At 61.4% G+C, this 13723-nt stretch carries 14 protein-coding genes; 11 read left to right on the top strand and 3 right to left on the bottom strand.

From position 1 onward, the window contains the following. From BLT03_RS19705 to ccoS, 3 genes are all read left to right on the top strand, one after another. The coding region (locus tag BLT03_RS19705; protein WP_139160457.1) for an ATP-binding cassette domain-containing protein at positions 1-415 on the top strand (415 nt) is incomplete at its 5' end. Between the two features lie 182 nt (positions 416-597). Further along, positions 598-3051, top strand: a complete 2454-nt coding sequence (locus tag BLT03_RS19700; protein WP_092745467.1) for a heavy metal translocating P-type ATPase — start codon at positions 598-600, stop codon at positions 3049-3051. After that, positions 3051-3188, top strand: coding sequence for a cbb3-type cytochrome oxidase assembly protein CcoS (gene ccoS, locus BLT03_RS19695; protein WP_092745466.1), 138 nt, complete (start codon positions 3051-3053; stop codon positions 3186-3188). The genes BLT03_RS19700 and ccoS overlap by 1 nt, the downstream gene beginning before the upstream one ends. A gap of 657 nt (positions 3189-3845) precedes the next feature. Here the strand turns inward: ccoS and BLT03_RS19685 are convergent. The 3 genes from BLT03_RS19685 to BLT03_RS19680 are packed head-to-tail and all read right to left on the bottom strand — an operon-like array spanning position 3846 to position 6833. Further along, the gene (locus BLT03_RS19685) at positions 3846-4946 is read right to left on the bottom strand and encodes an SIR2 family protein (RefSeq protein WP_092745464.1); all 1101 of its coding nucleotides are present in this window, start codon (positions 4944-4946) and stop codon (positions 3846-3848) included. Next, positions 4933-5343, bottom strand: a complete 411-nt coding sequence (locus BLT03_RS24095; protein ID WP_139160456.1) for a DUF1010 domain-containing protein — start codon at positions 5341-5343, stop codon at positions 4933-4935. Before BLT03_RS24095 ends, BLT03_RS19685 begins: the two co-directional genes overlap by 14 nt. Positions 5344-5375: 32 nt before the next feature. After that, complete coding sequence (locus tag BLT03_RS19680) at positions 5376-6833, bottom strand: TIR domain-containing protein (RefSeq protein WP_092745463.1); 1458 nt, start codon at positions 6831-6833, stop codon at positions 5376-5378. A gap of 665 nt (positions 6834-7498) precedes the next feature. Here BLT03_RS19680 and BLT03_RS25120 point away from each other — a divergent pair. The 8 genes from BLT03_RS25120 to BLT03_RS19645 all read left to right on the top strand — a co-directional run bounded on the left by BLT03_RS25120 (position 7499) and on the right by BLT03_RS19645 (position 13697). Further along, positions 7499-7636 (top strand): phage integrase N-terminal SAM-like domain-containing protein, encoded by a 138-nt coding sequence (locus BLT03_RS25120; RefSeq protein WP_139160455.1) that lies wholly within the window; start codon positions 7499-7501, stop codon positions 7634-7636. 344 nt (positions 7637-7980) lie between these two features. Beyond that, positions 7981-8220, top strand: coding sequence for a tyrosine-type recombinase/integrase (locus BLT03_RS24085; protein WP_245711468.1), 240 nt, complete (start codon positions 7981-7983; stop codon positions 8218-8220). Positions 8221-8613: 393 nt separating this feature from the next. Beyond that, positions 8614-10056: a cytochrome-c oxidase, cbb3-type subunit I gene (ccoN, locus tag BLT03_RS19670; protein WP_092745462.1), complete on the top strand. Its 1443-nt coding sequence runs from the start codon at positions 8614-8616 to the stop codon at positions 10054-10056. A 19-nt stretch (positions 10057-10075) separates the two neighbouring features. Beyond that, the gene (ccoO, locus tag BLT03_RS19665) at positions 10076-10705 is read left to right on the top strand and encodes a cytochrome-c oxidase, cbb3-type subunit II (RefSeq protein ID WP_092745461.1); all 630 of its coding nucleotides are present in this window, start codon (positions 10076-10078) and stop codon (positions 10703-10705) included. Between the two features lie 17 nt (positions 10706-10722). Next, on the top strand, positions 10723-10860 hold the full coding sequence (locus BLT03_RS19660; RefSeq protein ID WP_092745460.1) for a cbb3-type cytochrome oxidase subunit 3: 138 nt from the start codon (positions 10723-10725) through the stop codon (positions 10858-10860). Positions 10861-10884: 24 nt separating this feature from the next. Continuing rightward, positions 10885-11799 (top strand): cytochrome-c oxidase, cbb3-type subunit III, encoded by a 915-nt coding sequence (gene ccoP, locus BLT03_RS19655; RefSeq protein WP_092745459.1) that lies wholly within the window; start codon positions 10885-10887, stop codon positions 11797-11799. Positions 11800-11868: 69 nt separating this feature from the next. Further along, positions 11869-13317, top strand: a complete 1449-nt coding sequence (gene ccoG, locus BLT03_RS19650) for a cytochrome c oxidase accessory protein CcoG (RefSeq protein ID WP_092745458.1) — start codon at positions 11869-11871, stop codon at positions 13315-13317. 74 nt (positions 13318-13391) lie between these two features. Then, entirely contained in the window at positions 13392-13697 is a 306-nt protein-coding gene (locus tag BLT03_RS19645; protein ID WP_092745480.1) for a FixH family protein, read from the top strand. Positions 13698-13723: the final 26 nt, after the last annotated feature.

Raw genomic sequence — 13723 nt, 5'->3', positions numbered from 1 at the left:
CGAAAACCTGCTGGTGGTGCGCGGCGTGCCCCACGTCAAGCGCCGCATGGATGCGGTGCTGGCCGACTTCCCCGCGCTGGTCGAGCGCCTGCCGCAGCCAGCCAGCGACCTGTCCGGCGGCGAGCGCCAGCAGCTGGCCTTCGCCCGTGCGCTGATGCCGTCGCCCCGCATCATGGTGCTGGACGAACCCACCGCCGCGCTGGGGCCGTCGCTGGTCGGCAAGGTATTCGACATGGTGCAGAAGCTGCCCGCCGCCGGCGTGGCCGTGCTGATGGTGGAGCAACGCGCACGCCAGGCGCTGCAGATCAGCCAGCAAGGCTACATCCTCGATCAGGGGCGCTGCGTGCTGCAGGGCCCGGCTGCCGGGTTGCTGGCCGACGAGCGCATGGCGCAGCTGTACCTGGGCAACCACTGACGGGTGGGTGGGCAGGGGCGTTGCCGAGGGCGTGCTCCTATTTTGATAGCTATGTTCCATAGTGTTGATTGCGCTGGAGGCACATTTGGCTCAAAGCCTGATTCGGTCGTCGAAGGGGCCGCCCCGGTCCCGGCTTGATCCACGTCAAGGCGGCCGCGGGGAAGGGCGCTTAGCCTCGGGCCATGCCCTCGTACCGCGCTGCGCCGTTGCCAGAACCCGACCTGCCTTTTGCCGACGCGCCGGACGCCACGGCTGCGGCGGCATCGCTGCTGGACGATCCGCAGGAGTGGCCTTCGTTCGGCCGGCCCTCCAGGCCTGATGCGCTGGGCGCCGATGCCGACGCCGACGACACCGCCCAGGTCTGGGAATCGCACGTGGTGCTGGAAGGCATGCACTGCGCCGCCTGCGCGCTCACCATCGAAGAAGCCCTGCGAGGCGTGCCCGGCGTGGTGCAGGCCGACGTGAGCGCGGCCACCCGGCGCGCGCGCATCGTGTGGGATGCGGCCCGCGTGCGGCCTTCGCAGTGGATGGCGGCGGTGCGGCGTGCGGGCTACCGGGCTTTGCCGGCCATGGACGCCTTCGCCCGCGCGCAGCGCCAGCGCGAGCACCGCCGCGCGCTGTGGCGCTGGCTGGTGGCGGGCTTTTGCATGATGCAGGTGATGATGTACGCGTGGCCCGCCTATGTGGCGCAGCCGGGCGATCTCACCGCCGAGATGGAGCACCTGCTGCGCTGGGCGTCGTGGGTGATCACGCTGCCGGTGGTCATCTTTGCCTGCGGGCCGTTCTTTGCGAACGCGCTGCGCGACGTGCGGCTGCGCCGGGTCAGCATGGATTTACCGGTAGCCGTCGGCATGGCGATCACCTTCGGGGTGAGCACGGCGGGCACGTTCGACCCGGCGGGGCTGTTCGGCCGCGAGGTGTTCTACGACTCGCTGACCATGTTCGTCTTCTTCCTGCTCACCGGCCGCTGGCTGGAGCTGCGCCTTCGCGACCGCACGGCCGGCGCGCTGGAGGCCGTGATGAACCGCCTGCCCGACAGCGTGGAGCGCCTGCGCGCCGATGGCGCGTTCGTGCGCGTGGCCGTTCGCCGCCTGGCCGTGGGCGATACCGTGCGCGTGCTGCCGGGCGAAGCCTTCCCGGCCGACGGCTGCATCACCCAGGGCGCGACCCTGGCGGACGAGGCGCTGCTGACGGGCGAGTCCACGCCCGTGGCCCGCTCGGCGGGCAGTGCGGTCACTGCTGGCAGCTACAACCTGCAGTCGGCCGTGCAGGTGCGGGTGGAGCGCGTGGGCGCCGACACCCGCTTCGCCCAGATCGTGGCGCTGATGGAAAGCGCTTCGCTGCAAAAACCCCGGCTGGCGCAACTGGCGGACCGCATCGCACGGCCGTTCCTGCTGGCGGTGCTCGCGGCTGCCGCGCTGGCGGCTGCCTGGTGGTGGCCGACCGACCCGGGCCATGCGCTCATGGTGGCGGTGGCGGTGCTCATCGTGACCTGCCCGTGCGCACTGTCGCTCGCCACGCCCGTGGCCATGCTCACCGCGGCAGGCACGCTGGCGCGCCAGGGCGTGCTGGTGCGGCATCTGCAGGCGCTGGAAGCCCTGGCCGGCGTGGACACGGTGGTGTTCGACAAGACCGGCACCCTCACGCGGGACGGAATGGCCGTGCGCGGTGTGCACCCGGCGCCGGGCCTGGACAGCGCGGAGGTTCTGGCGCTGGCCGCGGCTGTGGCGGCCCATTCGGTGCACCCGGTGTCGCGCGCCCTGGTGGCGGCGGCTTCGCAGCAAGGCCTGGCGGCGGACCCGCGCTGGCAGGTGCTGGAGGTGCACGAATGGGCCGGCCAGGGCCTGGTCGCCCGGTTGGGTGAATCCGCCAGCGGGCCGGGCTGCGACGCGCTGGCCTTGCGTGAGCGCACCGTGCGCCTGGGGTCCGTGCGCCACGCGGGCACCGAGGCAGAAGGCGAAGCCGCCGCCCAGCAGGTGGTGCTGTCCGAGCAGCGCAGCGACGGCACGCGGGTGGAACTGGCTCGCTTCGACTGGAGTGAAGAATTGCGGCCCGAAGCGCCCCGCGCTGTGCGCCGCCTGCGAGAGGCCGGCGTGGCCGTGCAGTTGCTGTCGGGCGACCGGCCGGGCGCGGTGCGGCGCATCGCCGCGCAGGTGGGCATCGACCGGGCGCGGGGCGACTGCACCCCGCAGGACAAGCTGGCGCTGCTGCAGGCCGAGCAGGCGCGCGGGCACCGCGTGGCCATGGTGGGCGACGGCCTGAACGACGGCCCGGTGCTGGCAGGCGCGCATGTGTCGTTCGCCTTCGGCCGCGCGGTGCCCCTGGCGCAGTCCCGCGCCGATTTCGTGGTGATGGGCGGCGACCTGGAGCAGGTGGTGCACGCGCTGCTGCTGGCCCGCCGCACCTTGCGCGTGGTGCGGCAGAACCTGTGGTGGGCCGCGCTCTACAACGCGCTGTGCGTGCCGCTGGCCGTGGCGGGGTGGATGCCGGCTTGGCTTGCAGGGCTGGGCATGGCGCTCAGTTCGTTGCTGGTGGTGGCAAATGCAGCGCGGCTGGCAGCCGGTGTCGGCTCCCCGGGTGCTCCCGCTGCGGCACCGGCGGGCCACAGCGCCGTGCCCCTGCCGGAAGGCGTGTGATGGACATCCTTTACCTGCTCATTCCGCTGTCCGTGGTGCTGGTGCTGCTGGTCCTGATGGGCCTGGGCTGGGCCGTGTACCGCGGCCAGTTCGAGGACGTGGAGCAAGAGGGCGAGCGCATCCTGCGCGACGAATGACGTTCTTATAGCTCAGTCACCAAGTCACAATAACTGCACGTTCTGACTCAAGACGTGTATTTTGGCGTGGCATAAATGGCTTACCTTGAAAGTAGGCGGCGCGCAGAAGGCGCGTCCGCTTGAGTGACGGCTTACGCGACGCTGGTCGCAGCAAGCTCTGGCGCATGGGTCTTTAATTCGACGAGCAATAGCTCTCGTGGGCCAAGCCCAAGTTCGGGAACGAGCACAGAGTGGCCAGCCAACAACTGTGCCTCCGAAGGCCCACTGTCAAACACCTTTGGAAACAGAAGCCGCAGGCCAGGAAGTCTGGATGCTCTGATCGGTTGATCGCCCTGAGAGAGAGGCCTTCGAAGAATCCGGGCTCCATCCAATCGAACGACGGCTCTCCGATATCGCCGATGAAGTCGTTGTCGTCTGCAATACCCACACATCTCCCGAGTGCCGAGGCCAGGACGAGTGCGTCCCGTGTCTTGACCATGAAGACCGCCTTTCGGCAGTCATAGCAGTACCTTGCTGAGGCACTCGCCGTTGGGGCCAGTTCGTCCCATCGCTTGTTGCACCTGAATTGGAGTTCGCAGACCGTCATTGGTGATACCTAAGGCTTGAATTCAGCGGGCGCCGCAGGCAGTCCGCTGGAATGATGGGTTGGGGCGCACCCTACAACGCCAGCAAGTTGTCGAACACGCCACCGATCTGCTCCCAGTCATCCAACCAGCACACGCGGACACCCAAGTGAAGCAAAGAAATCTCCTGAATCTGACGCTGATCAGCTTCCTTGGGGCGCTTGGCCACCCAAATATGGCGGGCGGTGAACTCGCTCGCGGTACTCACTGCTGCCATTTCCTCCACCGAACTGCTGAGGCTCCAAGCAAGCCACTTGCGGATGTTCGGATCAGACAGCGAGTGTCCAACGATCAGAAGCCTCGAGCTCTGAGCGTGAAACAAAAACAGCGATTGAGCCCAGGTCGCGACATTCCCCGCAATGCTTAGATAGTCTGCCTCGGTGAAGACGAGGTGCTCTCTGGAGTCACGACGTTTCGCCTTCTTCAGTCGACCGCTTGGTGAAGGTGAAATGGCCCCATGGCAGTGGAAAATAGGGGTCGCACCAGCGGGGAGACCATCAATGCCACGAAGCGTTCGAACGAAAGCAAAAGAAGGGTGTTCCCATTTCCCGATTTTGGCCGCGTGTGCGCGGATAAGGAATAGGTCGAGCAATGCAAAGAGAAGCGTGTCGGCGTTGAAGTTGATGATCGCCTGCGGCCCCTTTCGCGTTTCCTTAGCTTCTGCGAGGGATCGAGACAGATTCACCAGCGTACTTCCGCCGTGAGAGTTCTCGAAAAAGTCTGTTAGCTCGAGTATTTCCTCCTTCCTCAGCCAACGCGGATTGTTTAGCGCGTCACTCAGGCACTTCTTCAATCCTGCGGCGTCCGCTTGAGTCAGCAAGTCAGAGTACAGCGCGGACTCGAGGAGTTCTCCAAATGTCTCTTTAGGCTTGCCCACGAGAGCTAGCTTATTTGCCGCTCCCTGTAACAGTGCATCCAAACTCCACCGGGTCGCCTTAACCAGATCCTCAAACCCTGCATCGTCGTATGCGGTACTAAACGCTTCGTTTACTACGCGCCTCGTGAGCTCCTGCCAAGTGGGCACCAGTCCGAACGACACTCCGGCACCGACACAGAGCGACCATGCGGATGTAGAAAGATTACCTCGGGAGCGTGCATCGAGACCGTCGAACGGCTTATGTTTAACGAGCGGCATTGGTGCACCCTAACCTGATTTCAGTCGCCGCCGAAGGCGGTCGGCTGCGACGAACAGTTAGACCCGGAGGCCAAAGGGAGCGCCCTGACTTGAAGACGGCCGCGGCCCAGGGAAAAGCGCCGCGCCACGGAAGTGGCGCAGCGCTACAAGAATCATAGCTGGCAGCGCTTGCTACAAAAGCGCTAAAGGCCAAAAGGTTTGAATCTGGTGCAGCGATTGCACGCGACGCCCAGCGCGACGCCAAAACCCAAAAGGAAAACCTCTCAGAAAGCCGAAGCGCTGCAATGAATGCGGACCTGCATAAAGCGGAATATGAAAGAACTAAGCCCCGGTTAACCGGCGCCGGAGCGCGAAGCGCGTAGGGCGCCAACACTTGCCATAAAAATGGCAAAGCCATGGCCAGTGTAGTCGTCCGCGTTGAACCGACAGTTAGACCTCGGTTGCTGAAGACGTCTCTTTGCACAGGTGACGCAGTTTCTGCAGCCCTTCTTTTATCTTCTTTGACATGGATTTTTGCTCTTCTTCCTTCATTTTGATGGAGCGCGACAGGCGATCATGCGCATATTCACTACTTTTGTAACTTTCAATACTCCGATCAAAATGCTTAATAGCTTCACTTGGCAATCCTTTGGCAAAATATATATTTCCAATATTGCTGATAATCCATGAGCGTCCGGATTCTGGGGCCGCTTCTTCAGCTTTCTTATAGGCTTGCATGGCTTGATCTAGCAGATCTAGTGCTACGCAGCAATTCCCAAAATAGCCGTGATAATCGGAGGATTTTGGGTGTTCTTTTGAAAGTTCATCTAGCAAAAACAATGCAATTTCGTTGTGATCTTCATCCATTGCCAAGCGAGCAAGTTTGTACCGTAATTCGATGTGTCGTTGGTGGTTCGCGTATGATGAAGCTACAGTTTTAAAAGCTCCTGTTTTGTCATCTTTCTCTTCTTGTAAGTTAGCAAGAAAAAGTGCGACATCTGGATTTAATTGTGGATCACTCTTGCTGAGAAGTTCTATTGCCTTTTCATCGTCTTCGTTTGATGCATGGCATTCTGCTAAAGCGACTCTAATTGCGGGGTGATCTTTAACCTCGGTTGGTAACGACTCAAGTAACTCAGTTGCTTTGTCGGTAAGTTTTTCATTTCTTAAGAATGAGGCTATTAGAGCTTGTGCCTCAACCGCAATTGGGAATTTCTTAGATACCTCAGAAATCTGGCTCAACCCAGTGGTTTGATTCTTTTTGAATTCACAATAGGCGATCCAAGCCTCAGTCTTGTCTTGGCTCATGCCATCTTCAGTTCCGACTGATTCTTTCAGCTTTTTGATTGCTATATCGTAGCGTTTGTCAAGAAAATCATAGATCCATTGGGTTGGCTTTTCATCTGGTTCTTTGGATTCTTGTGGCTCGCTCGGTGCAGTTTTTTCAGCGTTTAGTGGCCCTAGCGTTTTTATTTGAAGCCGGATTTGATGGCTAACTGGGCCAGTTGCAGCCTGCATACTTCCGTCAGAGCGATTTGGATCGTAGAGCCCTGGAGTTATGCCCAACAAATCACTAGGAATGTGTATGTCGGCGCCTTTTGGGAGTATGAAAAATACTCGATCCTTACCTAATCTTCCAATAAACAGTCCCATCTCAAACAGTACATTATCTCTAACTGAAGGAGACTCTTTCTCTCTGATTTTCACGACGTCGTCTGGGCTAAAAACAAATATCCCGAAATCCGATTCTGAAAGTGTTTTTGTTAGTGATGCAATGGTTGTTCCGGACAGTTCGAATACGCCTTGATCCCATACGGTTGTTTCCGCGTCATGCAGAAGGTTTTGTTGTATTGCATATGCAATGCTCAGGCCTTCTACGGACGATCCAATGAATATTCTTGATTTCATGCTGTTTCAATCGGAGGGTGCAGGTGGATAAGCGCTCTACTGCTTGATTTAGACCGGTCCGCGAAGCGATTTCGGTTTGAATGAATTGTTGGGCATAATGTTCTCCTCTCAGCGCATTTTGATACTTCCAGGTGATCGGTTCTGAATTTTTCGCAATTTGCCTTTTCCATATCAAGTGCGATAAAAATAAAAGTTGCAACGAAAGTGGAAAAATATTAAATAAAGCGATCGTTTTTGCCACTTCTTTCTTTGTAGGACAACTTTGATTCTAGTGTCCAAATTATTTCATGTAGATCTTGAGCTGGGGTCGAAAAATTTGAATGTCGAAAAATCTTTCAAATATGAGATGTCATTTTCTAGCTTTTGAGATGAAACCAGTGAACGTTTGATCACAAAGAATGTGAAATATTTATTCCAATAGGCACAGTGAGTAGCGTATCAAGCTGTTTAAGTGCCATCGAGTCGCCTACTGGATTTGGATGACTGAATACTAGCGATCCCAGTCCTTGAAAGCAATCCTCATCTCGCTGTAGCACGGTAAGTCCCCGCTTGCCGCCGTTTAGCCAAAACTAAATAATGCGGATGGCATCCTAGTGCGAGAGCGTCCCACTTCCGTACGCTGGCCATGTCCTCCGACGCCAGCCTCCAAATAAACTACTCGATTGATGCGGGACCACCTGCGCACGCGGCACTACAGCATCCGCACCGAGGCGACGTATGTGGACTGGGCGCGGCGGTTTATTCTGTTTCATGGCAAGCGGCACCCGCGGGAGATGGGGCGGCAGAGGTCGAAGCGTTTTTGACACACCTGATGGTCGCTTGACAGGTGTCAGCGCCTACCCAAAATCAGGCGAAAACCGCGATTCTGTGTTTGTACAAGTAGGTGCTGGGCATCGATCTGCCGTGGCTTGACGAGGTAGGGCAGGACAAACCTCCCAAGCGCTTGCCTGTAGCGCTGACCGCATCTGAAGGCGAGAGCTGTTGTTGCACACGCAGGGCACGACCGGTTTGTGATTACCAATTGCTATGGCACCGGCATGCGCTTATTACAGGCGCTTCGCCTGTGGGTGAGATATAGAGTTTGCGCGGCGGGAGATTCTGATCCGCGAGGGGAAAGGCAATAAAGACCGCATCACGGTACTGCAATGTGTACCCGGAATCGGTGCAGCGTGCGGTACGCGAGGCGGCCCGCCTGACGCAGATCGACAAGCCCTTTAGCACGCATGTGCTGCGCCATTCCTTTGCAACACACTTGTTGCGGGCAGGTTATGACATTCACGCCCTGCAAGAATTGCTGGGCCATGCAGATGTAAGCACCACCATGATTTACACCCATTTGCTCAACAAGGGTGACCGCGGCATTCTCAGCTCGTTGGATGCGCTATAGCGCAGGCAGTGCCGACAAAACAGTGAGGCGCTTCAGATAGACGTCAGCCCAAGGGCGAACTTCCTCTACCCTTCATTGGGTCAAACCACCACCGGCTCCGGCAGGATTCCGAACCTTTCGTACTCGCTGGCCTGGATCGCCTTCTTCATTGGCAACACAGGTATTGCGCTTCAAGTTGAATCCGCCCAGTGACTCCTAATTTCTTGTTGGAGATCCATTTTCGCTTCTCTGTGGTTGCTCACTCATGCCGCAACCCATGTATGGACAGCATTGCTGCCAGATGTTGGGCTAGAGCCCTATGACCCCTGGCGCGTTCATCGCAACGATTGACTTGCGTCAATGCCCCAAACGCGTATCCGGAAGAAACTTTCCGTGCAATCAAAGAGGTGCACGATGGAATCTCCAAAAACCGCTGCCGCGCATTACGACGACACCGTCGTGCGGCAGTTTTCGATCATGGCCGTGGTGTGGGGGGTGGTGGGCATGCTGGTCGGCGTCTTCATCGCCGCGCAGCTGGCCTGGCCGGAACTCAACTTCGGCATTCCGTGGCTCAGCTACGGCCGGCTGCGGCCGCTTCACACCAACGCGGTGATCTTCGCCTTCGGCGGCTGCGCGTTGTTCGCCACCAGCTACTACGTGGCGCAGCGCACCTGCCAGGTGCGGCTGTTCGCCGGGCCGCTGGCCTCGTTCACGTTCTGGGGCTGGCAACTCGTCATCGTGGCGGCGGCCGTCAGCCTGCCGCTCGGGTACACCACCGGCAAGGAATACGCCGAGCTGGAATGGCCCATCGACATCCTGATCACGCTGGTGTGGGTGTCTTACGCCATCGTGTTTTTCGGCACGATCGGCCGGCGCAAGGTGCGGCACATCTACGTGGCCAACTGGTTCTTCGGCGCGTTCATCCTGGCGGTGGCGCTGCTGCACGTGGTCAACAGCGCCGAAGTGCCCGCAGGCTGGATGAAGAGCTACTCGGCCTATGCCGGCGTGCAGGACGCGATGGTGCAGTGGTGGTACGGCCATAACGCCGTGGGCTTCTTTCTCACCGCGGGCTTCCTGGGGATGATGTATTACTTCATCCCCAAGCAGGCCGGCCGCCCGGTGTACAGCTATCGCCTGTCGATCGTGCACTTCTGGGCGCTGATCTTCACCTACATGTGGGCGGGCCCGCACCACCTGCACTACACCGCGCTGCCGGACTGGACGCAATCGGTGGGCATGGTGTTCTCGCTGATCCTGCTGGCCCCCAGCTGGGGCGGAATGATCAACGGCGTGATGACGCTCTCGGGCGCCTGGCACAAGCTGCGCGACGACCCCATCCTGCGTTTCCTGATCGTGTCGCTGTCGTTCTACGGCATGGCCACGTTCGAGGGTCCGATGATGTCCATCAAGACCGTCAACGCCCTGAGCCACTACACCGACTGGACCGTGGGCCACGTGCATGCCGGAGCCCTGGGCTGGGTCGGGCTGATCACCATGGGATCGCTGTACTACCTGATTCCGCGCCTGTTCGGCCGCGAAAAGATGCATTCGGTGCCCGCCATCGAGCTGCACTTCTGGATGTCCACCATCGGCATCGTGCTGTACATCGCCGCGATGTGGATCGCCGGCGTCATGCAGGGCCTGATGTGGCGCGCCATCAACCCCGACGGCACGCTCACCTATACGTTCGTCGAGAGCGTGAAGGCCACCTATCCGTTCTACGTGGTCCGCTTCGCCGGTGGTCTGCTGTACCTGGGCGGCATGTTGGTGATGGCCTGGAACGTATGGGCCACCGCCATCTCGGGCCGCTCGGCCAAGGTGTCGATCCCCGCCGTCGTGAACACGGCCCATGCCTGAGCCCCGAGGAGCGCATTCCATGTCCGAACACAACGCAAAGACGGCCGGCTTCTCGCACGAGAAGATCGAGACCAACAACTTCCTGATGATCGTGCTGATCGTGCTGGTGGTCGCCATCGGCGGCCTGGCCGAGATCGTGCCGCTGTTCTTCCAGAAGTCCACGACCGAGCCCGTGTCGGGCGTGCAGCCCTACACGGCGGTGCAACTGCTGGGCCGCGACATCTATCTGCGCGAGGGTTGCTACAACTGCCATTCGCAGATGATCCGCCCCTTCCGCGCCGAGACGCTGCGGTACGGCCACTACTCGGTGGCGGGCGAGTTCGTGTACGACCACCCGTTCCAGTGGGGCAGCAAGCGCACCGGCCCCGACCTGCACCGCGTGGGCGGCAAGTACAGCGACGAGTGGCATCGCATCCACCTGAACAACCCGCGCGACGTGGTGCCCGAATCCAACATGCCTGCCTATAGCTGGCTGGAGAAGACTCCGGTCGATCCCGCCGTGGCCGCGCCGCGCATGAAGGCACTGCGCACGGTGGGCGTGCCTTACACCGACGAGCAGATCGCTGCCGCGGCCGATGAGGTCAAGGGCAAGACCGAGATGGATGTGCTCGTGGCCTATCTGCAGGTCATGGGCCGGGCCCTCAAGTAACCCTGCAAGGAACCGTCATGGACATCACCACTGTGCGCATCGCCGCCACGCTGGCTTCGCTCGCTTGCTTCCTCGGCATCCTGGTCTGGGCGTTCTCGCGCCGCAATCGGGCCCGCTTCGACGAGGCCGCGCGCCTGCCCTTCGAGCAAGACTGATCCTCACAAAACAACGAGAACGACATGAGTGACTTCACCCACAATTTCTGGTCGCTGTATGTGGCGGGGCTGACCGTGGTCGGCATCCTGGGCTGCCTGCTGCTGCTGTGGATCACGGCCCGCAAGAAGGTCGCGCCCAGCACCGACAACACCACGGGCCACGTCTGGGACGAGGACCTGAGAGAGATGGACAACCCCATGCCGCGCTGGTGGATGTGGCTGTTCGTGCTGACCATCGTGTTCGGCTTCGGCTACCTGGCCGCCTATCCGGGCCTGGGGCGCTTCACCGGCCAGTTCGGCTGGACGCAGCAAGGCGAGTACGAGGCCGAGATGGCCAAGGCCCGCACCGAGCTGGAGCCGCTGTACGCCAAGTTCTCGGCGATGAAGACCGAGGAGATGGCCGCCAACCCCGAAGCCATGGCCATCGGCGAGCGGCTGTTCATGAACAACTGCGCGCAATGCCACGGCTCGGACGCCCGCGGCGGCAAGGGCTTTCCCAACCTGGCCGACAACGACTGGCTGCACGGTGGTGCGCCCGAGAACATCCGCGAGACGCTGGAGAAGGGCCGCACCGGCACCATGCCGCCCATGGCCGCGGCCGTGGGTTCGCCCGAAGAGATCCGCAATCTCGCGCACTACGTGCTGAGCCTGTCGGGCAGTCCGCACGATTCGCTGCGCGCCTCGCTGGGCAAGTCCAAGTTCACCGCGTGCGCCGCCTGCCACGGCATGGACGGCAAGGGCAACACCGCCCTGGGCGCGCCCAACCTCACCGACGACGTGTGGCTGCACGGCTGGGGCGAAGCGGCCATCACCGCGATGGTCAACCACGGCAAGGTCAACGTCATGCCGGCCCAGGCCGACAAGCTGACCGAGGCGCAGATCGGCGTGCTGGCCGCGTATGTGTGGGGCCTGTCCAACCGGGGCAACCCGGTGCGCTGAACCTTGGAACTTGAAGCACCTGTTTCCAGCCCTGGCGGCGTCATTCGTCCGCCCCTTTAGAGAACCGCCATGAAGCCACCCAGCGGGAGCCCCCGCAAGGTCATTCCCATCACCCCGGTTGCCGGCAACGGCAGCGACGCGGCATCGGAGTTGGTGTCGCTGTACGAGGCGCAAAAGAAGATCTACCCGCGCTCCATCCGCGGGGTGTTCGCCCGCTGGCGCTGGGCGATGGTGGCGATCACGCAACTCGTGTTCTACGCGCTGCCCTGGCTGCAATGGGGCGAGCGGCAGATGGTGCTGTTCGACCTGGGCGCGCGGCGGTTCTATCTGTTCGGGCTGGTGCTGTACCCGCAGGATTTCATCTACCTCACGGGACTGCTCATCATCAGCGCGATGTCGCTGTTCCTGTTCACGGCGGTAGCGGGCCGCCTTTGGTGCGGCTTCGCCTGCCCGCAGACGGTGTACACCGAGATCTTTCTGTGGATCGAGCACCGCGTGGAGGGCGACCGCAGCGCCCGCCTGCGGCTGGACGCCGGCGGCTGGACCTTCGAGAAGATCCGCAAGAAGACGCTCAAGCAGTTTCTGTGGATCGCCGTGGCGCTGTGGACGGGCTTCACGTTCGTGGGCTATTTCGTGCCGATTCGTGAACTGGGCGGCGAACTGCTGGCGCTGCAGGGCGGCTGGCAGATCTTCTGGGTGCTGTTCTACGGTTTTGCCACCTACGGCAATGCCGGCTTCATGCGCGAGCAGGTCTGCAAGTACATGTGCCCCTACGCCCGCTTTCAAAGCGCCATGTTCGACCGCGACACGCTCATCGTCACGTACGACGTGGCGCGGGGCGAGCCGCGCGGCCCCCGCACCAAGGCGGTGGACCACAAAGCCAAGGGTCTGGGCGACTGCATCGACTGCACCTTGTGCGTGCAGGTGTGCCCGGTGGGCATCGACATCCGCGACGGCTTGCAGTACGAGTGCATCGGCTGCGGCCTGTGTGTGGATGCGTGCAACACGGTGATGGACAAGATGCACTACCCGCGGGGACTCATCCGCTTTTCCACCCAGAACGGCGTGGCCGCGGGCTGGAACCGCCTGCAGATGCTGCGCCGCGTGCTGCGGCCCCGGGTGCTGGTGTACAGCGCCGTGCTGGTGGCCTTGTGCGTCGGGCTGCTGGCCAGCCTGGTCGTCCGCACGCCCTTCAAGGTGGACGTGGTGCGCGACCGTGCCTCGCTCTCGCGCATCGTGGCGGGCGGGCAGCTGGAGAACATCTACCGCCTTCAGATCATGAACGCCACCGAAACCGCCCAGCGCTACCGCATCGGCGCGCAGGGGCTCGACGGGCTGCGGGTGGCATCGGACGCCGAGGTGGAGGTGGGTGCCGCCGAGTCGCGCTGGGTGGCGGTGCGGCTGCAGGTTCCGTATGGGTCGGCACCGCCCGGTTCGCACCCGGTGCAGTTCAACGTGCAGACGCTGGGCCGTGACGACCACGTCACCGAGAAATCGGTGTTCCTGGTGCCACGGTGAACCGGCCCTCGTTACCTCGTCGTTTTCAAGAGTCTTTTTCGAAGCCGCCGTTTTTGTTTTCAGGAGTGAATGCCATGTCATCCCCTACCAATGCCGTCCCCGCTCACGCTCCCGCTTCCGTTCCAGTGCCGCCGCAGACCGCCCCCTGGTGGAAGTTCGGCCTCGTCTGGATGGTGATCGCTGGGCCCGCCGCCGTGGTCGTCGCAGGCTTTGCCACGCTGTGGGTGGCGGTGGTGCGCCCGGACCCCGTGGTGGCGGAAGACTATTACCGCCAAGGCATCGAGATCAACAAGACGCTCGAAGGCAAACCGCTCAGCCTGGCCCCGGCCATGAAGGCGCGCAACCACGCGGCCACCCCTGCGCAGGATCAGCCGCGCTGACGGCGGCAGCCTGCCGATCGATTTGA

This window comes from Paracidovorax valerianellae, assembly GCF_900102625.1.
Lineage (GTDB): Bacteria > Pseudomonadota > Gammaproteobacteria > Burkholderiales > Burkholderiaceae_C > Paracidovorax > Paracidovorax valerianellae.
This window is presented reverse-complemented; position numbering and strand designations above follow the sequence as displayed.